General features: G+C 70.2%; 16 protein-coding genes. 8 read left to right on the top strand and 8 right to left on the bottom strand.

Annotated elements, in window-relative coordinates; translation table 11 throughout:
* Positions 1 to 108: 108 nt before the first annotated feature.
* The 3 genes from IE278_RS28780 to IE278_RS28770 all read left to right on the top strand — a co-directional run bounded on the left by IE278_RS28780 (position 109) and on the right by IE278_RS28770 (position 5,227).
* Positions 109 to 1,416 carry an LCP family protein gene (locus IE278_RS28780; RefSeq protein ID WP_189776167.1) on the top strand — a complete coding sequence of 436 codons (1,308 nt, stop codon included), beginning with the start codon at positions 109 to 111 and terminating at the stop codon, positions 1,414 to 1,416.
* A 260-nt stretch (positions 1,417 to 1,676) separates the two neighbouring features.
* Entirely contained in the window at positions 1,677 to 3,419 is a 1,743-nt protein-coding gene (locus IE278_RS28775; protein ID WP_189776166.1) for an LCP family protein, read from the top strand.
* A gap of 74 nt (positions 3,420 to 3,493) precedes the next feature.
* Positions 3,494 to 5,227, top strand: coding sequence for an LCP family protein (locus tag IE278_RS28770; RefSeq protein ID WP_189776165.1), 1,734 nt, complete (start codon positions 3,494 to 3,496; stop codon positions 5,225 to 5,227).
* An 80-nt stretch (positions 5,228 to 5,307) separates the two neighbouring features.
* On the opposite strand, the gene IE278_RS28765 is transcribed toward IE278_RS28770, so the two are convergent.
* Positions 5,308 to 6,336 carry a glycosyltransferase family 2 protein gene (locus tag IE278_RS28765; RefSeq protein ID WP_189776164.1) on the bottom strand — a complete coding sequence of 343 codons (1,029 nt, stop codon included), beginning with the start codon at positions 6,334 to 6,336 and terminating at the stop codon, positions 5,308 to 5,310.
* Positions 6,337 to 6,463: 127 nt separating this feature from the next.
* On the opposite strand from IE278_RS28765, the gene IE278_RS28760 reads away from it, so the two are divergent.
* On the top strand, positions 6,464 to 7,918 hold the full coding sequence (locus IE278_RS28760) for an LCP family protein (protein WP_444546116.1): 1,455 nt from the start codon (positions 6,464 to 6,466) through the stop codon (positions 7,916 to 7,918).
* A 373-nt stretch (positions 7,919 to 8,291) separates the two neighbouring features.
* Here the strand turns inward: IE278_RS28760 and IE278_RS28755 are convergent, their stop codons facing one another.
* Entirely contained in the window at positions 8,292 to 8,837 is a 546-nt protein-coding gene (locus IE278_RS28755) for an acyl-CoA thioesterase (protein ID WP_189776162.1), read from the bottom strand.
* Between the two features lie 118 nt (positions 8,838 to 8,955).
* On the opposite strand from IE278_RS28755, the gene IE278_RS28750 reads away from it, so the two are divergent.
* Positions 8,956 to 10,227, top strand: coding sequence for an LCP family protein (locus IE278_RS28750; protein WP_189776161.1), 1,272 nt, complete (start codon positions 8,956 to 8,958; stop codon positions 10,225 to 10,227).
* Positions 10,228 to 10,308: 81 nt separating this feature from the next.
* Here the strand turns inward: IE278_RS28750 and IE278_RS28745 are convergent, their stop codons facing one another.
* Entirely contained in the window at positions 10,309 to 11,466 is a 1,158-nt protein-coding gene (locus IE278_RS28745; RefSeq protein ID WP_189776160.1) for an acyl-CoA dehydrogenase, read from the bottom strand.
* A gap of 187 nt (positions 11,467 to 11,653) precedes the next feature.
* On the opposite strand from IE278_RS28745, the gene IE278_RS28740 reads away from it, so the two are divergent.
* Together IE278_RS28740 and IE278_RS28735 are read left to right on the top strand one after the other, a co-directional pair.
* The gene (locus tag IE278_RS28740) at positions 11,654 to 12,997 is read left to right on the top strand and encodes a UDP-glucose dehydrogenase family protein (RefSeq protein ID WP_189776159.1); all 1,344 of its coding nucleotides are present in this window, start codon (positions 11,654 to 11,656) and stop codon (positions 12,995 to 12,997) included.
* A gap of 84 nt (positions 12,998 to 13,081) precedes the next feature.
* Complete coding sequence (locus tag IE278_RS28735) at positions 13,082 to 13,444, top strand: VOC family protein (protein WP_189776158.1); 363 nt, start codon at positions 13,082 to 13,084, stop codon at positions 13,442 to 13,444.
* A 7-nt stretch (positions 13,445 to 13,451) separates the two neighbouring features.
* Here the strand turns inward: IE278_RS28735 and IE278_RS28730 are convergent, their stop codons facing one another.
* The 5 genes from IE278_RS28730 to IE278_RS28710 form a co-directional block, all read right to left on the bottom strand.
* Positions 13,452 to 14,627 (bottom strand): dipeptidase, encoded by a 1,176-nt coding sequence (locus IE278_RS28730; protein WP_189776157.1) that lies wholly within the window; start codon positions 14,625 to 14,627, stop codon positions 13,452 to 13,454.
* A 312-nt stretch (positions 14,628 to 14,939) separates the two neighbouring features.
* Positions 14,940 to 16,172 (bottom strand): RNA polymerase sigma factor, encoded by a 1,233-nt coding sequence (locus tag IE278_RS28725; protein WP_189776195.1) that lies wholly within the window; start codon positions 16,170 to 16,172, stop codon positions 14,940 to 14,942.
* Positions 16,173 to 16,323: 151 nt separating this feature from the next.
* A complete protein-coding gene (locus IE278_RS28720) occupies positions 16,324 to 16,680 on the bottom strand; it encodes a YciI family protein (protein WP_107022241.1) in 357 nt (118 codons plus the stop codon).
* Positions 16,681 to 16,791: 111 nt separating this feature from the next.
* Positions 16,792 to 17,736: an LCP family protein gene (locus tag IE278_RS28715; RefSeq protein WP_189776194.1), complete on the bottom strand. Its 945-nt coding sequence runs from the start codon at positions 17,734 to 17,736 to the stop codon at positions 16,792 to 16,794.
* 384 nt (positions 17,737 to 18,120) lie between these two features.
* Positions 18,121 to 19,146: a LacI family DNA-binding transcriptional regulator gene (locus IE278_RS28710; RefSeq protein ID WP_189776156.1), complete on the bottom strand. Its 1,026-nt coding sequence runs from the start codon at positions 19,144 to 19,146 to the stop codon at positions 18,121 to 18,123.
* Positions 19,147 to 19,298: 152 nt separating this feature from the next.
* Here IE278_RS28710 and IE278_RS28705 point away from each other — a divergent pair, with 152 nt between their 5' ends.
* Positions 19,299 to 20,687, top strand: a complete 1,389-nt coding sequence (locus tag IE278_RS28705) for an ABC transporter substrate-binding protein (RefSeq protein ID WP_189776155.1) — start codon at positions 19,299 to 19,301, stop codon at positions 20,685 to 20,687.
* Positions 20,688 to 20,693 lie beyond the last annotated feature (6 nt).

Raw genomic sequence — 20,693 nt, 5'->3', positions numbered from 1 at the left:
GTTCGGCCCACCACCCGGGGCCCTCGCCGCCGGTTCGCGGCATGGTCGTAGGGGAGCGGAGGAGGCGGCGGTGTGGCGAGGCGGGAGTGTGGGGCGCGGGGTGATGGGGTGGTCGGGCCCGGTGGGGGGTCTGTCGCCACCGGGACCGGTGTCGCCCGGCGTCGCAGGCGGTGGCTGCGGTGGACGGGTATCGGCGTCGCCGTGACCCTCGTCGGCGCCGCGGGAGCCGGCTGGGCGGTGTACGAGAAGCTGAACGCCAACATCACCTCGGACGACGACACGGCCGCCGAACTCGCCCGGTACGAGAGGGAACGGCCCACCGCGCTCGTACGCGCCGCGCAGAACATCCTGCTGATCGGGTCGGACTCGCGGTCCGGGCAGGGCAACCGCAAGTACGGCAGGGACTCCGGCACCGAGCGGTCCGACACCACGATCCTGCTGCACCTCGCGGCGAACCGGCGCAGCGCCACCGCCGTCTCGCTCCCGCGCGACCTCATGGTCGACATACCGAGTTGCCGGCGCGCGGACGGCGCCCGCACCGCACCCGTGTTCTCGATGTTCAACTACGCCTTCCAGAAAGGCGGTCCGGCCTGCACGATCCGTACCGTCGAGAAGCTGACCGGCGTGCGCGTGGACCATCACATGGTGGTGGACTTCCACGGGTTCAAGGACATGGTCGAGGCGGTCGACGGCGTCGAGGTGTGCCTGGACGAGCCGATCGACGACCCCGCCGCGAAACTGCGGCTGCCCGCGGGCAAGGTACGGCTCGACGGCGAGCAGGCCCTCGGCTATGTGCGGGCCCGCAAGACCATCGGCGACGGCAGCGACACCGACCGGATGGACCGCCAGCAGCGTTTCCTGGGCGCGCTCGTCAACAAGGTGCGCAGCAACGACGTACTGCTGAATCCCGCGAAGCTCTATCCCGTGCTGGACGCGGCGACGTCGTCCCTCACGACCGACCCCGGACTGGCGAACCTGCGGGGGCTGTACGACCTGGTGCGCGGTATGCGCAACATCCCCACCGAACGGGTGCAATTCCTTACCGTGCCGAGGGAGTCGTACGCCCTCGACGCCAATCGCGACCAGCTCGTGGAACCCGCGGCGGAGAAACTTTTCGAGCGGCTGCGCACGGACGCGCCGCTGGAGGTCGCGAAGGAAGTTCCGGAGGATTCCGGCGCAAAGAGGAGCACTTCGGAGCCGGTCGACAACCAGGACAGGCGCGGCTATTCATACGACTTCGAGCGCTACCGGCCGGGCGACGGTGGCCAGGAAGGGCCTCCCGGGTCCGAATCGGGCGCGGCCGACGGCAAATCGGGCGGAAAGCGGGCCGACGGGACCTCGGCCGCACCGACCCCTCCACCGAGTCCCGCGCCGACTTTCCGGGGGAACACGGCCGCCGAGGACGTGTGCGGTTAACGCCCGAACAGCCCTCCGAGTAAAGGGCATACCAAGAGCGGGAACGCGCGTTCAAAGAATTGGGCGGATTGCCCGGTTGTAGGGACGTGGAATTCGTCACCGTCGTCGCTCGACGCTGATCCGGCCGGATAGTGTGAGCGATCCGGTGCACCCGGCCCGAGGTCTGTCCTGGGAGTCGCGCACTGGTTGGACCGACTGACCGAGCGTCTTTTTGAGGGGGAAAAGACGCCGCGTGGCCCCGACGGAGGACTCAAGCAACCGTGGACGCGCAAGGCCGTGGGCGGGCGGACGATATCGACCCCGCAGACCAGTGGGTACTCAACCCGGACACAGGCGACTACGAACTGCGACTGCAGAATTCCGCACCGCAGTCGGCGGTCCCAGGTCCCCGTTCCCGCAGAACGGCGGGGGCCACCGCGCCACCGCGCGGGCGCACCGCTCCCGGCCGGGAGCGCAAGGGGACACCGCAGGAGGCGCCGGAGCCCGGCGTGCCCGGTCCGCGCAGACGCCGTGCGCCCGAGGGACCGCCGCCCGGCCGGCGCAAGGGCCGGACCAAGAAGTCGCGGGGCAAGAAGATACTGCTCTGGACGGGCGGCACGATGGCCTTCCTGCTCGTGGGGACGAGTACCGCCGGGTACCTCTATTGGAAGCATCTAAACGGCAACATCACGTCCGTCTCCGACGACGGCGCGGGGACCGGCGGCTTCAGCAAGGACCGGGCGATCAACGTCCTGCTGGTGGGCACCGACAAGCGCACCGGTGACGGGAACGACGGCTACGGCGACTCGGACAGTCCGGGGCACGCGGACACCACGGTGTTGCTGCATGTCTCCAAGGACCGTACGAACGCCACCGCGATGAGCATCCCGCGTGACCTGATCACCGACATCCCGGACTGTCCGACGACCCAGGAGGACGGCTCCACGAAGGTCATCCCGGGCACGCTGAACACGCGCTTCAACGAGAGCCTGGGCCAGGAGGGCCGGACGCCGAGCTGCACGATGCGGACCGTCACCGCGCTCACCGGCGTCAAGATGGACCACTTCATGATCGCCGACTTCAACGCGGTCAAGACGCTGACCACGGCGGTCGACGGCGTGGACGTCTGTCTCGCCAAGGACATCGACGACCCGGACTCCAAGCTCAAGCTGTCCAAGGGCGAGCACAGCATCCAGGGCGAGGAGGCGCTCGCCTTCGTCCGCACCCGGCACTCCGTGGGCTTCGGCGGCGACCTCAGCCGGATCGAGATCCAGCAGCAGTTCCTCAGCTCCCTGATGCGCAAGCTGAAGTCGAACGACACGCTCACCAGCCCCACCAAGCTGCTCAAGCTGGCGGAGGCGGGCACCAAGGCGCTGACCGTCGACTCGAAGATCAGCAGCATCACCAAGCTCCGTGACCTCGGCACCGAGCTGGGCAAGTTCCCCACCAAGAACCTGTCCTTCACCACCGTGCCGGTGGTCGACAACCCCGCCGAGAAGGTCAAGGCCACGGTGGTCCTCCAGGAGGCCAAGGCCAAGGAGATGTTCGCCCTGATCAAGGACGACGTCTCGCTGACCGCGGTCAAGCAGGAGAAGAAGAAGGAGAAGGCCGCCGAGGCCGCCCGCCTCAAGGGCAGCAAGGCCGACCCCGCCGATGTCCGTGTACGGGTCCTCAACGGCGGCGCGGTCGCCGGTTCCGCCCAGGAGACCCTCAACTGGCTGCAGCTCGAAGAGGGCATCACGAAGTCCGAGAACGCGGGCAACGCCGGGGCGACGCTGAAGAAGACAACCGTCGAGTACGCTCCCGACCAGGCCGATCAGGCACGCAGGCTCGCCGATCTCATGGGCCTGTCCGGATCGGCCATGAAGCCGGGCAAGAGCGTGACCAACTCCCAGGGTCTTCCTGCGATCACGCTGACCCTCGGTGAGGACTTCAAGGGGGCCGGGGTCTCTCTGACCACTCCGTCGACGGCGCCGGAGGACGTCGAGAAGTCCACGGCGGACAAGGTCGAGTGCGCCAAGTGACCTAACGGGTCCGTCCTACGTCTCACAGGGCGTAGGACGGACCTGTGTCAGGCGCAGGGTGGGGAGGCAGGAACATGGCGCAGAGCAGTGTGCGTGGGGAGGGGGCTCGTCCACGCGCCTCGCATGCCGGAGAACGAAGCCGAAGTGACGATTCCGCACAGACGGGAGAGTCAGGCGGCGGCTCCGGGCAGGCGCGGCAGGTGCCGAAGGCGCGTACCGCGTCGGGCGGGAACGGCGGCGACGACGGCGGGGACGGCGGCAGACGGGCGAGACGGCAGGGCGGCAAACCCCGGCGCATACTCCGGTGGTTCGCGCTGGTCCTGGCGGTACTGATACTCGGGACGGCCGGCGCCGGATACCTCTACTACCGCCATCTGAACGGCAACATCGACAAGGGCAAGCGCAACAACGGTGATTCGGACGTCAAGAAGACGGAGCCCAACGCGGCCGGCCAGACGCCGCTGAACATCCTGCTCCTCGGCTCCGACAGCCGTAACTCCAAGGAGAACGTGAAGCTCGGCGGCAGCAAGGACCAGGTGGGCACCAAGCCGCTGGCCGACGTCCAGATGCTGGTGCACGTCTCCGCGGACCGCAAGAGCGCCTCCGTCGTGAGCATCCCGCGGGACACCCGGGTGAAGATCCCCGAGTGCGAGGACCCCGAGACCGGGGAGACGTACCCGGAGACCACCAACATCATCAACATGTCGCTGCAGCGCGGCGGGGCCGGTTGCACGCTGGCCACCTGGCAGAACCTCACCGGTGTCTACATCGACCACTGGATGATGGTCGACTTCGGCGGCGTGGTGAAGATGGCGGACGCCGTCGGCGGCGTCGAGGTCTGTGTGCGGCAGAACGTGTGGGACCGCTCGCTGCCGGGCGTCTCCGGCGGTTCGGGGCTGAAGCTGACGGCGGGCACCCACAAGGTCAAGGGGAAGCAGGCCCTGCAGTGGCTGCGCACCCGGCACGCCTTCGAGAGCGACCTGGGCCGTGCCAAGGCCCAGCACATGTACATGAACTCGATGATCCGCACGCTGAAGGAGCAGAACGCCTTCACCGACAGCGGCAGGCTGATGGGTCTCGCCGAGGCGGCCACCGAGTCCCTTGAGGTCTCCGAGGAGATCGGTACGGTCAAGAAGCTGTACGACCTGGGGATGAAGCTCAAGTCCGTGCCGATGGACCGGTTCACGATGACGACCATGCCCACGGTGACGGACCCGCAGAACCCGAACCACCTGGTCCCCAAGCCCACGGACGCGGACCAGGTGTGGTCGATGATCCGCAGCGACATCTCCTTCGACAAGGGCGGCAAGAGCGGCAAGGACGGCAAGGGCAAGAGCGGTGCGTCCGCGAGCCCGACGCCGACCGGTCCTGCGGCGGCGCCGGCCGAGGGCCTGGCCGTCACGGTCGTCAACGGCACGGCAGGCGGCGACAGCGCGCTGGCGCCGGTGGGCAGCCGGGCCACGGCGATCGCGGGCGCCCTGCGGGGCAAGGGGTTCGCGAAGGCCACCGCGAGCGCGCAGGCCGATCCCAGCTCGCGGACGCAGATCACGTACCCGAAGAGCTCGGGGGCGCAGGGCCGGGCGAACGCGCTGTCGGTGGCCGAGGCGGTCGGTGTGCCGAGCGGTCAGGTGCGCGCCACGGCCGACGCGGTCACCACCACGCTGACCATCGGCAGTGACTGGCGGGAGGGCACGGCCTACCCGAAGCAGTCCACTCCGGAGGCGGGTGACCTGCCCGCGAGCGCGGACGCCCTCAACGGCTCCAAGAAGGACGCCTGCATGCCCGTGTACAAGCCGTACCAGTACTGAGGCCCAGCACCGGCGAGGGGCCGGAACCCCTGTCACGACGACAGCGGTTCCGGCCCCTCGGTGTTCGGCGGCGGTGGCGCTCAGGTCTCGGTCGTCACCGCCGGGCGGCGGGACGCGATGACCTTCCTGGCCAGTGCCTTCGGGCTGGTGAGGAAGCCCCAGCCCCACGACATGTGCATGGTCGCGAGGGCCACGGGGATGCGCAGCCGCGCCTTCAGGGGGAGTCCCTTGCCCGCGGGCAGCGAGCCCACCGTGATCGCGACGAGGTAGCCGAGGGGGACCAGGAAGCCCCAGGGGGTCACCGCCGCGCCCACCACGAGGCCGAGGATGATGGCGACGACCGCCGTCGGGGGCGCCAGGTAGCGCAGGTTGATGGAGCCGGAGTGGTAGCGCGCCACGACATGGCGCCAACGCCCGTAGTCCTTGTACTGCTTGGCCAGGGCCTGCATCGAGGGGCGCGGACGGTACGAGACCCGCAGCTCGGGCGAGAACCAGATGAGGCCGCCCGCCTCCCTGATCCGGAAGTTCAGCTCCCAGTCCTGGGCGCGGATGAACTCCTCGTTGTAGCCGCCCTGTTGCTCCAACGCCGCCCGCCGGAAGACGCCCAGGTAGACCGTGTCCGCGGGGCCCGCCTGGCCGCCCGTGTGGAAGGCCGCGTTGCCCACGCCGATCTTCGAGGTCATGGCGGCGGCGACCGCGTGCTCCCAGTCGTTCTCGCCCTCGGCGTGCATGATGCCGCCGACGTTCTGCGCGCCGGTCTCCTCCAGGAGCCGTACGGCGGTCGCGATGTAGTTCGGCGAGAGCATGCCGTGCCCGTCGACGCGTACGACGACGGGGTGGCGGGAGGCCTTGATCGCGGCGTTCAGCGCGGCGGGGGTGCGGCCGGTCGGGTTCGGGACCGTGTGCACCCGCGGGTCCTCGCGGACGAGTTCGGCCGCGATCTCCTCCGTACGGTCCGTGGAGGGACCGATGGCGATCACGACCTCCATCTCGCCCGCGTACTCCTGGGCGAGGATCGCTTGGACGGCTCCGCGCAGATGCCGTTCCTCGTTGAGGACGGGCATGATCACGGACACGGCGGGAAGCTGCACGGCGGGTTCGGCGTTCATCGCGGATTACGTTACCGCGAACGGGGGACACCGACGCGCGCCGCCCGGTGCCTGCACCGGGCAGCAGATCGTATGGGCCTACGGTGCTCACGGACCCCCACACCCGGCCTACGCGGAGGTGTCCGCTTTGACCACCCCGCCCAGTTCCCCCGCTCCTCCCCCGCGCCGGCACCCGGTACGGCAGCCCGTACGGGTCGGTCGGCCGCAGTGGGCCACGCGGGTGGCGACCGCGCTGTCCGTGGCGGTGCTCGCGGCGGCCGGCGTCGGACACGCGGTGGTCACCGGCCTCGACTCCGACATCCACCGGATCGACCCCTTCAAGGACATGAAGAACCGGCCCGCACGCGGCCACGGCATGAACGTGCTCCTCGTCGGCACCGACGGACGGGACCGGATCACCGCGCGGGAGAAGGAGGAGTACCGGCTCGGCGGCGCCCCCTGCCACTGCACGGACACGGTCATGATCGTGCACCTGTCCGAGGACCGGAAGCGGGCCAGTGTGGTGAGCCTGCCGCGCGACTCGTACGCCGAGACGCCCGCGCACACCGACCGGACCACCGGCGACCGGCACAAGGCGCACCCGGTCAAGCTGAACGCGGCGTACGCGGAGGGCGGGCCGCAGCTGACCGTGCGCACGGTCGAGAAGATGACCGACGTGAAGATCGACCACTATCTGGAGGTCGACTTCATCAGCTTCATGAAGACCGTGGACGTGCTCGGCGGGGTGCGGATCTGCACGGTCCGGCCGCTGAAGGACACGGTCACCGGGCTCGACCTCGCGACCGGGACGCACGATCTGAACGGTGGCCAGGCACTGCAGTACGTGCGGTCGCGGCACGTCGACGGGGCGTCCGACCTCGGCCGGATGCAGCGTCAGCAGCGGTTCCTGGCGGCGCTGATCGCCCGGGCCACGTCGTCCGGGGTGCTGCTCAACCCGATCAGGTTCCGCGACGTGACGCAGTCCGTGCTCGGCTCGGTACGGGCGGACAAGGGTTTCGGGACGAACGAGCTGATCGCTCTGGGGCGGGCGATGCGGGGCTTCTCGCCGTCGTCCTCGGAGTTCACGACGGTGCCGATCGGGCAGATGGGGTACGCCGTCAAGGGCATCGGTTCGACGCTGAAGTGGGACGACAAGAAGGCGGGGCGGCTGTTCAGGACCCTGCGCGACGACAAGCCGCTGGCTCCGCACCGGGTGCGGTCCAAGGTGCTGAGCGTCGATGTGGCTCCGCAGCAGATCCAGGTCCAGGTCGAGAACGGGACCATGACCTCCGGGCTGGGGCGGCGGGTCGACAGCGGGCTGGCGGCGACGGGGTTCCGTACGACGCGGGCGCCGGTGAACGCGCAGGACCGTACGCTGCGGCGCACTGTCGTGCGGTACGACCCTCGGTGGGACCGGTCCGCGAAGTCGCTCGCGGCTGCGCTGCCGGGGAGTGAGCTGCATGCGGTCACCGGGCAGGGGCCGGTGATGAGGGTGCTTGCGGGGGCGGACTTCTCGGGGGTGCGGAAGGTCCGTGCGGACGATCCGGCGCAGGGGGAGTTCGACACGGTCAGGGGAGACCAGGTGATCTGCCCCCCGGCGTAGCGCTCCGCCCCACGGGTGCGGCCCCGGGGGCCGTTTGCGCAGTTCCCCGCGCCCCCAAAGACAACAGCCTGCGCCGTTCCCCGCGCCCCCAAGAGCAAAAGATTGCGCCGTTCCCCGCGCCCCTAAAAGCCAAAGACTGCGCCGTTCCCCGCGCCCCTGGCGGGGCGATGGCGGAGCCGAGCCCTTAGGGGCGCGGGGAACTGCGCGGCTAGCTACAGCGGGGCCGCACCTTTTAGGGGCGCGGGGAACGGCGCGGTTAACTACAGCGGGGCCGCACTTTTAGGGGCGCGGGGAACGGCGCGGTTAACTACAGCGGGGCCGCACTTTTAGGGGCGCGGGGAACTGCGTGGGCGCCCCTTGGTGGGTGGGCCGGTCAGTCCAGGCCCTCCGCCGCGCGGCGTTCGCGGAGGTCCAGAATCGCCCGGCGACGGGCCAACCGATGCTGGCGCCGGATCTGCGCCTCCTGGTACCGCCGTTCGTCCCGTTCCGTCTCCGGACACACCGCCGGCACCCGCCGCGGCTTCCCGTCCGCGTCCACCGCCGCGAACACGAGGTACGCCGACCCCACCTGCTGCGGCGGAGTCGACTCGTTCCACCGCTCGGCGAGCACCCGGACGCCGACCTCCATGGACGTACGCCCGGTCCAGTTGACCTGTGCCTTCACATGCACCAGGTCGCCTACGCGTACCGGTTCCAGGAACGCCATCTCGTCCATCGAGGCGGTGACGGCGGGCCCTCCGGAGTGCCGCCCGGCGACCGCCCCGGCCGCGTCGTCGACCAGCTTCATGATCACGCCACCGTGCACCGTTCCCAGCAGGTTGGTGTCGTTGTGGCTCATGATGTGGCTGAGGGTGGTCCTGGACGCCGAAGTCGGCTTGCCCGGAATATCGGATTCCGGGGTGGTGGCCTGGTCTGTCATACCGCCCACCCTATGTCGGGGCGCGCAAGGGGCGCTTTGCATCAGCTTGGCAACAGCCCTGATCCGATTTTCCGAAGACCCTTGTATGCCACACCCTCGGGCACTGCACACTTGGCGCATGAACGATTGGCCCCAGGGATGGTCCGGAAACAACGGCGGCGACCGCCAAGGCCGCGGCAGCGCGAGCGCCCAGCCCGAGGGCGCCCGCGTGATGCGGCAGGTGCAGCGCGGCCCGGGCGGCGCCCCGCACTCCTCGGCACCTCCCCACGGGGTCCCGCCGCAGCAGTCGTACACCGATGGTCACGGTGACAGCGGCTACGACGGATACAACACGGGGCAGGTCTACGGGGGCGGCGGCGGTCCGCAGGGCCCCGGTCCCGACGGGCGGTCCGGCCGCCCCGCGCCGGACTGGCGCAAGCGGATCAAGTGGATCTCGATCACCGTGGTCACCCTCCTCGTCGTGGTGAGCGTGGGCACGTACTTCTGGGCCGACTCCAAGCTCAACCGGGACGTCGACCTGTCGAAGGTCATCGACCGTCCCGACGCGGGCGAGGGCACGAACTACCTGATCGTCGGCTCCGACAGCCGCGAGGGCATGTCCGCCGAGGAGAAGAAGAAGCTCCACACGGGCTCCGCCGACGGCAAGCGCACCGACTCGATGATGATCCTGCACGTCGGTGACAACGGGAACACGATGGTCTCGCTGCCCCGCGACTCGAACGTGACGATCCCCACCTTCGTGGGCTCCGAGTCCGGCAAGACCTTCCAGGGCACCGGCCGCCAGGTGAAGCTGAACGCCGCCTACGCGGAGGACGGCCCCGAACTGCTCGTACGGACCGTCGAGGCCAACACGGGACTGCGTATCGACCACTACGCGGAGATCGGCTTCGCCGGCTTCGCCAAGATCGTCGACTCCGTCGGCGGCGTGGAGATCGAGATCCCCAAGGGCGGCATGAAGGACACCAAGTCCGGCGCCGACTTCGAGGCGGGCAAGCAGACCCTCAACGGCGAGCAGTCCCTGGCCTTCGTCCGGACCCGGTACGCGCTCGCGGGCAGCGACCTGGACCGTACGAAGAACCAGCAGAAGTTCCTCTCGGCGCTCGCCAACCAGACGGCGACCCCGTCCACGGTCCTCAACCCCTTCAAGCTGTACCCGACCCTCAGCTCCGGCCTCGACACGCTCACCGTCGACAAGGACATGTCGCTGTGGGACCTCGGCTCGATGTTCCTGGCCATGAAGGGCGTCACCGGCGGCGACGGCAAGTCCATGAACATGCCGATCTCGGGCAACAGCGGCAACGGCAACCTCCAGTGGGACACCGCCAAGGTGAAGCAGCTGGTGGAGCAGCTGAAGAACGACGAGAAGGTCACGGTCACCAGCGACCGGTAGAGCGCGCGACAGACGTCGTACGGGAGGGCCCCGGCAGCCAGTGGCTGCCGGGGCCCTCCCGTGTGCGGGGCGCCGCGGGACCTACGGCAGGTTGCGGGCCATCACGATCCGCTGGACCTGGTTCGTGCCCTCGTAGATCTGCGTGATCTTGGCGTCGCGCATCATGCGCTCGACCGGGTAGTCGCGGGTGTAGCCGTAGCCGCCGAGGAGCTGGACGGCGTCCGTGGTGACCTCCATGGCGACGTCGGAGGCGAAGCACTTGGCCGCCGCGCCCTGGAAGGTGAGGTCCTTGTCACCGCGCTCGGACTTCGCCGCCGCCGCGTACGTGAGCTGACGGGCGGCCTCGATCTTCATGGCCATGTCGGCGAGCATGAACTGGATGCCCTGGAAGTCGGCGATCGGCTTGCCGAACTGCTTGCGCTCCTGGACGTACCCCTTGGCGTAGTCCAGGGCGCCCTGCGCGATACCGAGCGCCTGCGCGGCGATCGTGATGCGGGTGTGGTCCAGGGTCTTCATCGCGGTGGCGAAGCCCGTCCCCTCCTCGCCGATCATGCGGTCGGCCGGGATGCGAACGTTGTCGAGGTACACCTCGCGGGTCGGGCTGCCCTTGATGCCGAGCTTGCGCTCCGGGGCTCCGAAGGACACGCCCTCGTCGGACTTCTCGACGACGAAGGCGGAGATGCCCTTCGAGCGCTTGGTGGGGTCGGTGACGGCCATCACCGTGTAGTACTCGGACTCACCGGCGTTGGTGATCCAGCGCTTCACGCCGTTCAGGACGTAGAAGTCGCCGTCCCGCACCGCCCTCGTCTTCATCCCGGCCGCGTCCGAGCCGGCGTCCGGCTCGGAGAGGGCGTACGAGAACATCGCGTCGCCCTTGGCCAGCGGCGTCATGTACTTCTTCTTCAGGTCCTCGGAGCCCGACAGGATGACGGGCAGCGAGCCGAGCTTGTTCACCGCGGGGATCAGCGACGAGGACGCGCAGACCCGCGCCACCTCCTCGATCACGATGACCGTGGCGAGCGCGTCCGCGCCGGTGCCGCCGTACGACTCCGGTACGTGCACCGCGTGCAGGTCGGCCGCGACCAGCGCGTCCAGGGCCTCCTGCGGGAAACGGGCCTCCTCGTCCACCGCCGCGGCATGCGGCGCGATCTTCGCCTCGGCCAGTGAGCGGATCGCGTCCCGGAGCATGTCGTGCTCCTCGGACGGGCGGTACAGGTCGAAATCAGCCGATCCGGCCAAGGTCTCTCACGCTCCCAAAGATGCAGTCACACCGAGCTAACTACCGTTAAGTAACCCAAATTTTATGCGCCCGCCCACGCGAGTGATACGTGAGCTTGCCGACAGGAGGGATCTGCCCGGTCAAGGGCTTCGGCACGCCCCGACTATGCTCTGTCCGCGCACCCGACGGCTACCTTCTGGAGCACCCATGGCCCTCAAGATCACCGTGATCGGTACCGGCTATCTCGGCGCCACGCATGCCGCGGCCATGGCCGAGCTCGGTTTCGAGGTGCTGGGCCTGGACGTGGTGCCCGAGAAGATCGAGATGCTCCAGCGGGGCGAGGTCCCGATGTACGAGCCGGGTCTGGAGGAGCTGCTGCGCAAGCACGTCGCCGGCATCGAGGGCTCCAGCGGGCGGCTGCGGTTCACCATGGACTTCGCCGAGGTCGCGGAGTTCGGCGACGTCCACTTCGTCTGCGTGAACACCCCGCAGAAGCACGGCGAGTACGCCTGCGACATGTCGTACGTCGACGCCGCCTTCGCCTCGCTGGCGCCGCACCTCACCGGGCCCGCCCTGGTCGTCGGCAAGTCCACCGTGCCCGTCGGGTCGGCGGACCGGCTGGCCCGCACGCTCACCGAGCTGGCCCCCGCGGGCGAGGACGTCGAGCTGGCCTGGAACCCGGAGTTCCTGCGCGAGGGCTTCGCCGTCCAGGACACCCTGCACCCCGACCGGATCGTCGCCGGCATCCGCAGCGAGCGCGCCGAGAAGCTGCTGCGCGAGGTGTACGCGACGCCGCTGGCCGAGGGCACGCCCTTCGTGGTGACCGACTTCCCGACCGCCGAGCTGGTGAAGACGGCCGCGAACTCCTTCCTCGCCACCAAGATCTCGTTCATCAACGCGATGGCCGAGGTCTGCGAGGCGGGCGGCGGCGATGTCGTGAAGCTCGCCGAGGCGATCGGGCACGACGACCGGATCGGCAAGAAGTTCCTGCGCGCGGGCATCGGCTTCGGCGGCGGATGCCTGCCCAAGGACATCCGCGCGTTCATGGCCCGCGCGGGCGAGCTGGGCGCCGACCAGGCGCTCACCTTCCTGCGCGAGATCGACTCCATCAACATGCGGCGCCGCGGCCAGATGGTGGAGATGACGCGGGAGGCACTGGGCGGCAGCTCCTTCCTCGGCAAGCGGATCGCCGTGCTCGGCGCGACCTTCAAGCCCGACTCGGACGACGTCCGCGACTCCCCCGCGCTGAACGTCGCGGGCCAGATCCACCTCCAGGGCGGCCAGGTCACGGTCTACGACCCCAAGGGGATGGACAACGCGCGCCGCCTCTTCCCGACCCTCGGTTACGCGGACACGGCCGTGGACGCCGTACGCGGGGCGCACGCCGTCCTGCACCTCACCGAGTGGCGCGAGTTCCGCGAGCTGGACCCGGCGGCGCTCGGCGAGGTCGCCACGGACCGGGTGGTGCTGGACGGCCGCAACGCGCTCGACCCGGCCGTGTGGCGGGCCGCGGGCTGGACGTACCGCGCGATGGGCCGCCCGACGGCCTGAGCCACACCCCGCACAGAGACCTGAAGCGACCTCAAGCGACCTCAAGCGACCTCAAGCGACTTCAAGCGACCTGAGGAGAAGACCATGGCGTTCGCCGAGCTGGGTTCCGTCGTCCTGGACTGTCCCGACCCGCGCGTGCTGGCCGCGTTCTACGCCGCGATCCTCGGCGGCACGATCGAGGACAACGGCGACTGGCTGGACCTGCGGCTGCCTGAGGGCGGGGGGACGCTGGCGTTCCAGGCCGCCCCCGGGCACGTACCGCCGAAGTGGCCCTCGCCGGAGGCCTCGCAGCAGTTCCATCTGGACCTGACGGTCGAGGACCTGGACGCGGCCGAGAAGGAGGTCCTGGCGCTGGGCGCGAAGGTGCTGGACGCGGCGGACCGTACGCGCACCTGGCGGACGTACGCGGACCCGGCGGGCCACCCGTTCTGCCTCTGCGCCGGCTGAGGCAGAGCTAGCCGTCGAGGTCGGCGATCCGCGCCATGGACGGCTCGCGGCGCTGGCGGGCGGCGCGGGAGGTGAAGTCCGCGGTACGCAGGACGCGTTGGACGTTGCCCCAGGTGAGCAGGGCCAGGTCGGCCTCGGACCAGCCACGGCCCAGGAGTTCGGCGACCAGCCGCGGATAGCCCGAGGCGTCGGACAGGTCCTGCGGGTGCGCGGCCCCGGAGTCGTACGTCCCCGAGAGGCCGACGCACTCGGGCCCCGCGAGTTCCCGTACGTGGTCGAGGTGGTCGGCGACGTCCCGGACCGTGGGGCCCGTCTGCTCGGCGGTCAGCGGGACCAGGCACAGGCCCTGGGTGGCGCCGAGTTCGACGAGCACGTCGTCCGGGAGGTTCGCCGGGTGCGGGCGCAGGGCGCGGGCGGCGGAGCGGGTGCACAGCACCGGGGCCTTGGAGATGGTGAGGGCGCGGCGGACGGTGGCGTCCGAGGCGCCGGAGAGGTCGGCGAGCACACCGAGGCGGTTCAGCTCGCGCACGACCTCCTCGCCGAACCGGGTCAGCCCGTTCTCGCCTGCCCAGGACGCGCCCGAGAGGGTGAGGACGCGCAGGCCGAGGGCGTGCAGCGCGCGCAGGATGCCCAGCGAGTCGTCCAGCGCGGCGGCGCCCGCCGGGCCGAGCAGCACGGCGACCCGCCCGCAGTTCCTGGCGTCCGTGACCTGGGCCGCGCTGTGGGCCATGCGCAGGCCCTCCGGGTGCGCGGCGACCACGGTCTTCACCAGGTCGAGCTGCTCCAGCGTCGCGCCCACGGCGCGTTCGCCGACCAGGCCCCCGGGCAGGTGCAGCGCCCAGAACAACGCTCCCACGTGCCCTTCGCGGAGCCGGGGCACGTCCGTGTCGACGGCGCTCTCGCCGAGTTCGAGGTCGTACCAGGACAGGCGCCGCAGGGCCCAGGGCAGACCGCTGTAGCCGTCGGCGACGGGATGCTCGACGAGGAGGGCGTGGGCGCGGGTCAGCGGGTCGGCGGCGGGCTCGCTCCCGCCTCCGGAGCCGGGCCCGGCGACGGTCCCGGCTCCGGTCTCGGCCTCGGCCTCGGCGGCGTGCGGCTCGAACCCGCTCAGCCGTTCGGGATGATCCAGGTCCAGTTCCCCGACCTCTGCGGTGGTGTGCAGTTCGTCCTGCAGATCAGCCATACGAGGCTCCGGGGTCCGGGGGTACCAACAGGTGGTTCCACCGTGCCATGGGCTCGCGCCAGGTTCACGGCGGAAGAGCCGTTCGGGCGACGCGCCAGTCCCCCCCGGGGGGAAGGCCGCTTTGTAGGTGCGGGTGCGCCGTGGCTGAGGATTGCGCCGTTCCCCGCGCCCCTAAAAGATTGCGCCGTTCCCCGCGCCCCCAAGAGATTGCGCCGTTCCCCGCGCCCCCAAGAGATTGCGCCGTTCCCCGCGCCCCCAAGAGATTGCGCCGTTCCCCGCGCCCCCAAGAGGGGCGCGGGGAACTGCGCGCCCTCAGTGGGGTCGGCCGTGCTCCTCGGCTCGGGTCAGCAGCAGGTCCCTCTCCCGCTGGTTGCGCGCGAGCGCCGCCGCCCGCGCGAACTCGCCCGCCGCCTCCTCCGTCCGGCCGACCCGCGCCAACAGGTCCCCCCGCACACTCGGCAGCAAGTGATAGTCGCGCAACGAGGGTTCACCCATGAGCGCGTCCACAAGGCCCAGCGCGACCTCCGGCCCCTCGGCCATCGACACGGCGACGGCCCGGTTCAGCTCGACCACCGGCGACGGAGCCCGCACGGCGAGCATCCCGTACAGCGTGACGATCCGCCCCCAGTCGGTCTCCGCGTACGTGAGCGCGTGCGCGTGACACGCGGCGATGGCGGCCTGGAGGACGTACGGCCCGGGCCCGCCCCCCGAGGACACCGCCTCCGCCCGGCCCAGCGCGGCGAACCCGCGCCGGATGAGCACCCGGTTCCACCGCGCCCGGCTCTGGTCCTTGAGCAGCACGGGCTCCCCCGACGGTCCCGTCCGCGCCGCCGACCGCGACGCCTGCAGCTCCAACAGCGCCGCGAGGCCGTGCACTTCGGGCTCCTTGGGCATCAGCTCGGCCAGTACGCGGGCGAGCCGTAGCGCGTCCTCGCAGAGCGCGGGCCGCAGCCAGTCGTCCCCGGCCGTGGCCGCGTACCCCTCGTTGAAGATCAGGTAGATGACCTCCAGTACCGAGCCGAGCCGGGCCTCGCGTTCGGGCCCGTACGGCACCTCGAAGGGGACGCCCTTCGCGGCGAGTGTCCGCTTGGCGCGCACGATGCGCTGGGCGAGGGTCTTCTCCGGGGTGAGGAAGGCGCGGGCGATCTCGACGGTGGTCAGCCCGCCGAGCAGCCGCAGGGTGAGCGCGATGCGGGCCTCGGCGGACAGGACGGGGTGGCAGGCCGTGAAGACCAGCCGCAGCAGGTCGTCGTCGATGTCGTCCGGGTCGGCGGGCTCGTCCACGTGACCGGCCCCGTACGGCCCGGACGTCTCCAGGTCGCGCCCCATCTCCGCCAGCTTGCGCGCGTACCGTTCGCGCCGCCGTACGAGGTCGATCGCCCGGTGTTTGGCGGTGGCCATGAGCCAGGCCCCGGGATTGCCAGGCACCCCGTCCCTCGGCCACTGCTCCAGCGCCGCGACCAGCGCGTCCTGCGCGAGCTCCTCCGCGATCCCGACGTCCCGCACGATGCGCGCGACCCCGGCGATGATGCGGGGCGACTCCATGCGGAAGACGGTCTCGATGGTGTGGTCGGGATCCTGGGCGGGGGTGTCTGGCGTCACGCTCCACCATCAGACACCCCCGGAGCCGTACGGCCAAGGCCGGAGCCGGAGCCGAAGCCGTAGCCGTAGCCGACGGAGAGGCCGGGGGCGAGGCTCAGCCTTCGACGATCTCGCGCACCTCGCAGGTCACCGTCCAGTGGGCCTCGTGGATCTGCAGGAACCGCTTGGTCCACTCGACCGCCTCGGCCCTGTCCTTGGCCTGGAGCATCGCGTACCCGCCGACGACCTCCTTGGCCTCGGTGAACGGCCCGTCGGTGACGGACAGTTCGCCACCCTCCCAGCGCACCCGCGTGCCCTGCGCGGTCGGCGTCAGCCCGGAGGTGTCCAGCAGCACGCCGGCCTTCGTCATCTCCTCGATCAGCTCACCCATCCGCTCCATGAGCGCGTCGCTCGGCCCCTCGGCGGGGGCGTTCTGCTCGTCGATCCGGATCATCGACAGGTAACGGGGCATGGTGACTCCCTGAGTCCTCGGCACGGAGCCGGGGCCGATCCCCGCCTCTCACCCCTGCGTCGAACGACGAGGACCGGAATCGACACGGAGCTCAGAGTTCTTTGGAAGAAGTCACTTCAGTGACTCCCACAGCTTCCCCGCCTCCGGTTCCTCCGCCACGACCCGGTTGGGGTTGGACGGGGCGGGCACCACCGGCATCGTCACGGTCTCGGTGTAGGTGGAGGAGAGGGACTTCAGGCTCTGGCCGAGGTTCATGAGTTCGGGCAGGGAGTTCAGGCCCGTGTCCGTGGTGAGGCTGCCGGTGAGGGCGTCGGCGACGCTGTACAGGCGGGTGGGGCTGGTGAGGAGGTTGCTGGAGGAGACCTGGTCGAGGAGTGCCTTCACCAGTTTCTGCTGGAGGCCTATGCGGCCGAGGTCGCTGCCGTCGCCTATGCCGTGCCGGGTACGGGCCAGGGCCAGGGCGTCGGCGCCGTCGAGGTGGTGGGTGCCGGCCTCCAGTTCGAGGTGGCTGTCCTCGTCGGAGATGTCGTCGTCCGTCGTCACGGTGACCCCGCCGAGCGCGTCCACCAGATCGGCGAAGCCGGCGAAGTCGATCTCGATGTAGTGGTCCATGCGGACGTTCGTCAGGGTCTCCACCGTCTTGACGGCGCAGACGGGCCCGCCGACGGAGTACGCGCTGTTGAACATCACGCCGTACGCCTCCGCCGTCGAACCGCCCGAGGACAGCGGGCAGGAGGGGCGCGCGACGAGGGTGTCGCGCGGGATGCTCACGACGGTCGCCTCCGAGCGGCCCTCGTCGACGTGGATGATCATCGCCGTGTCGGAGCGGGCGCCCTCGCTGCTGCCGCCGCCGAGTGCCTTGTTGCGCTTGCCGCTGCGCGAGTCGGAGCCGAGGACCAGGATGTTGAGCGCGCCGCTGGGCAGCGGGTCGGCGGACTCCGTGCCCGTCGGGGTCGTCACGGCCCTGGGCGGCCGGTTGTCGCCGAGCGCGCTGTCGATGTCGACGCTCTTGATGTTGTGGTTCAGGTGCCAGTACACCCATGCGGCTCCGGCCATCGAGGCGACGAGCGCGCAGCCGACGGCGATGCCCGCCACCTTGAACAGCCGTGACCGGCCCGACCACCACGACCGTCCCCCCGTAACGGATGTCGTGGCGTCCGCGCCCTCCGTACCGGGCGTCGTGGCGTCCGCGCCCCCCGTACCGGGCGTCGTGGCGTCCGCGCCCCCCGTACCGGACGTCGTGGCGTCCGCGCCCCCCGGCTCGTCTTCTCCGCTCACGCTCACACTCCCGCTCACAGAGAGAACATAAGTCCGAATTATTTCAACAAGGAACCACTTCCCGGCTTTACTTCGGAAACTCTCAGGTTTCGTTGAGTTTTCTCAGATCCGTCTTCGAAACTTTCGACGCCCCGGCACCGCTCACGGGGGCCGTGGCGTCGGTCACGCCGGCGGTGCCGTACTGCTCCTGACCACCAGACTCGTCGCCAGTTCCACCCTCGTGGCGGTCGAGGGCCGCTCCGAGCGGCCGAGATCCAGTACGAGCCGGGCCGCCGCCTCGGCCATCTCCGTGAGCGGCTGGCGCACGGTGGTGAGCGGCGGGCCGACCCAGCGGGCCACCGGCAGGTCGTCGAAACCGACGATGCTGAGGTCCTCCGGTACGCGAAGGCCCAGCTCCCGGGCGGCCTCGTACAGGCCGAGGGCCTGGAGGTCGTTGCCCGCGAAGACGGCGGTCGGGCGGTCGGGCAGCTTGAGCAGTTCGAGCCCGGCGCGGTAGCCGCTGTCGTGGTGGAAGTCGCCGGTGCGCACGAGCGCCGGGTCGACCGGCAGCCCGGCCGTGTCGAGCGCCGCCCGGTATCCGTCGAGCCGGGCCCGGCTGCACATCATCCGCGAGGGCCCGCTGATCACGCCGATGCGCCGGTGGCCGAGGTCGGCCAGATGCCGGGTCGCGGCGAGCCCGCCCTGCCAGTTGGTGGCGCCGACGGAGGGTGAGTCGTCCCCGGGGTCGCCGGCCGGGTCGACCACCACGAACGGGATGGAGCGGCTGGTCAGCAGTGCCCGCTGGGACTCGTCGAGCCCGCTGAGGACGAGCACGACACCGTGCGGGCGGCGGGCGGCGACCTGGTCGGCCCAGGTGCGCCCGGGGGTGAGCCGCCCCGCGCTCTCGGAGAGGACGACGCTCAGCCCCTCGTCCCGCGCCACGTTCTCCACGCCCCGGATGACCTCCATCGCCCACGCGCTCTCCAGTTCGTGGAAGACGAGGTCGATGAGCGGCGACCGGGACGCCTCGGCCCGGCGGCGCCGGTAGCCGTGGTGGCGCAGCAGTTCCTCGACCCGGGTCCGGGTGGAGGGGGCCACATCGGCGCGGCCGTTGAGCACCTTCGAAACAGTCGGGGCCGAGACTCCCGCCTCGCGGGCGATCTCGGCGAGCGTCGCTGACTGGGCTACGGCGGGATTCGGGCGAGTCATGAACGGGATCGTATCCCTGCGCAACCTCTTGACGAAGCCCTTCGACCGCCATACGTTCCCGGAACATTCGAAGTACCACCCGAAACATTCGCGCATGTTCGTGACGCGAGCTCGCTGGTGAGCGGACGAGCCGGACAAGAAGAGGTGCTGTCATGGAGTCGATCAACGGGCGGTCCAACAGCGGGCGGCCCACGGGCGAAGGCCCGGGCAGAAGCGCGGGCGGCGGCCTGAACGGCCGTACGTTCAGCAGGCGCTGGGTCCTGGGCGCCGGTGCCACCACCCTGCTCACCACCGGCCTCACCGCCTGCGGCTCCGACGACGGCCCCGGCGGGGGCGGCAGCTCGATCGACGCCTTCGTGTACGGGGACGACGCGGTGAAGGTCCAGCAGACGGCCGTCGAGCGCTTCAACAAGTCCGCCGCGAGCAAGTCGGCCAAGGGCACGGTGAAGCTGGTCAGGATCCCGGGCGCGGACTACACGTCCAAGCTCCGTACGGCGATGGGCTCCCCGAGCGCCCCGGACGTCTTCTTCAACTGGGGCGGCGGCTCGATCAGGGCCTACCAGGAGGCGAAGCAGCTCGTCGACCTGACCGACACCATCGCGGGCGACCCGGTCCTGAAGTCGGGCTTCCTGCCCGCGGTGCTGGCGGCGGGCGCGCTCGGCGGCCGCAACTACGGGATACCGATGCGCGGCATGCAGCCGGTCATCCTCTTCTACAACAAGTCGCTCTTCGCCGAGCACAAGCTCCAGCCGCCCACCACCTGGGACCAGTTGCAGGACATCAACGCCAAGCTGAAGAAGGCGAAGATCACCCCGTTCGCGCTCGGCGGGGCGGACACCTGGACCGAGCTGATGTGGCTGGAGTACCTGGTCGACCGCATCGGCGGCCCGGAGGTCTTCGCGAAGATCCAGGACGGCGACGCGTCCGCCTGGGGCGACCCGGCCGTCCTCAAGGCCGCGGAGCGGGTCAAGGAACTCATCGACGACGGCGCCTTCGGGTCGAAGTTCAGCTCGGTGTCGTACGTCAACGGCGGCGCCCCGGCCGTCTTCGCCAAGGGCAAGGCGGCGATGCACCTGATGGGTTCGTGGGAGTACTCGACGCAGCTCGGCAAGTTCCCGTCCTTCGCGAAGAACAGCCTGGGCTGGTGCGCGTTCCCCACCGTCGAGGGTGGCACCGGCGACATCCGCAACGTCGTCGGCAACCCGACCAACTACTGGTCGGTCAACACCCGTACGAGCAACAAGGACGCGGCGATCGCCTTCCTGAAGGACTGCGCCTCCGAGACGTACGCCAAGGCGCTGGTCGCCAACGGTGACATCCCGACGACGTCCAACGCGGCCAAGCTGCTCGACGCCTCGCCCAACCCGGAGTTCGCGAAGTTCCAGTACGAGATGGTCGAGAAGGCGCCGGCCTTCACGCTCTCCTGGGACCAGGCGGTCGACGCGGACATCGCGACCCCGATGCTCACCGAGATCAACAAGCTGTTCGTCGGCAAGTCCTCGCCGGGCGAGTTCGTCTCGGCGCTCAAGGAGCTGAAGTGAGCGCAC

This window comes from Streptomyces tauricus, from assembly GCF_014650955.1.
Classification (GTDB): domain Bacteria; phylum Actinomycetota; class Actinomycetes; order Streptomycetales; family Streptomycetaceae; genus Streptomyces; species Streptomyces tauricus.
This window is presented reverse-complemented; position numbering and strand designations above follow the sequence as displayed.

Coding starts and splice junctions, on each gene's coding strand:
- IE278_RS28770 (WP_189776165.1), top strand. CDS start 3,494: ATGGCGCAGAGCAGTGTGCGTGGGGAGGGGGCTCGTCCACGCGCCTCG.
- IE278_RS28765 (WP_189776164.1), bottom strand. CDS start 6,336: ATGAACGCCGAACCCGCCGTGCAGCTTCCCGCCGTGTCCGTGATCATG.
- IE278_RS28755 (WP_189776162.1), bottom strand. CDS start 8,837: ATGACAGACCAGGCCACCACCCCGGAATCCGATATTCCGGGCAAGCCG.
- IE278_RS28750 (WP_189776161.1), top strand. CDS start 8,956: ATGAACGATTGGCCCCAGGGATGGTCCGGAAACAACGGCGGCGACCGC.
- IE278_RS28740 (WP_189776159.1), top strand. CDS start 11,654: ATGGCCCTCAAGATCACCGTGATCGGTACCGGCTATCTCGGCGCCACG.
- IE278_RS28735 (WP_189776158.1), top strand. CDS start 13,082: ATGGCGTTCGCCGAGCTGGGTTCCGTCGTCCTGGACTGTCCCGACCCG.
- IE278_RS28730 (WP_189776157.1), bottom strand. CDS start 14,627: ATGGCTGATCTGCAGGACGAACTGCACACCACCGCAGAGGTCGGGGAA.
- IE278_RS28725 (WP_189776195.1), bottom strand. CDS start 16,172: ATGGAGTCGCCCCGCATCATCGCCGGGGTCGCGCGCATCGTGCGGGAC.
- IE278_RS28720 (WP_107022241.1), bottom strand. CDS start 16,680: ATGCCCCGTTACCTGTCGATGATCCGGATCGACGAGCAGAACGCCCCC.
- IE278_RS28715 (WP_189776194.1), bottom strand. CDS start 17,736: ATGGCCGGAGCCGCATGGGTGTACTGGCACCTGAACCACAACATCAAG.
- IE278_RS28710 (WP_189776156.1), bottom strand. CDS start 19,146: ATGACTCGCCCGAATCCCGCCGTAGCCCAGTCAGCGACGCTCGCCGAG.
- IE278_RS28705 (WP_189776155.1), top strand. CDS start 19,299: ATGGAGTCGATCAACGGGCGGTCCAACAGCGGGCGGCCCACGGGCGAA.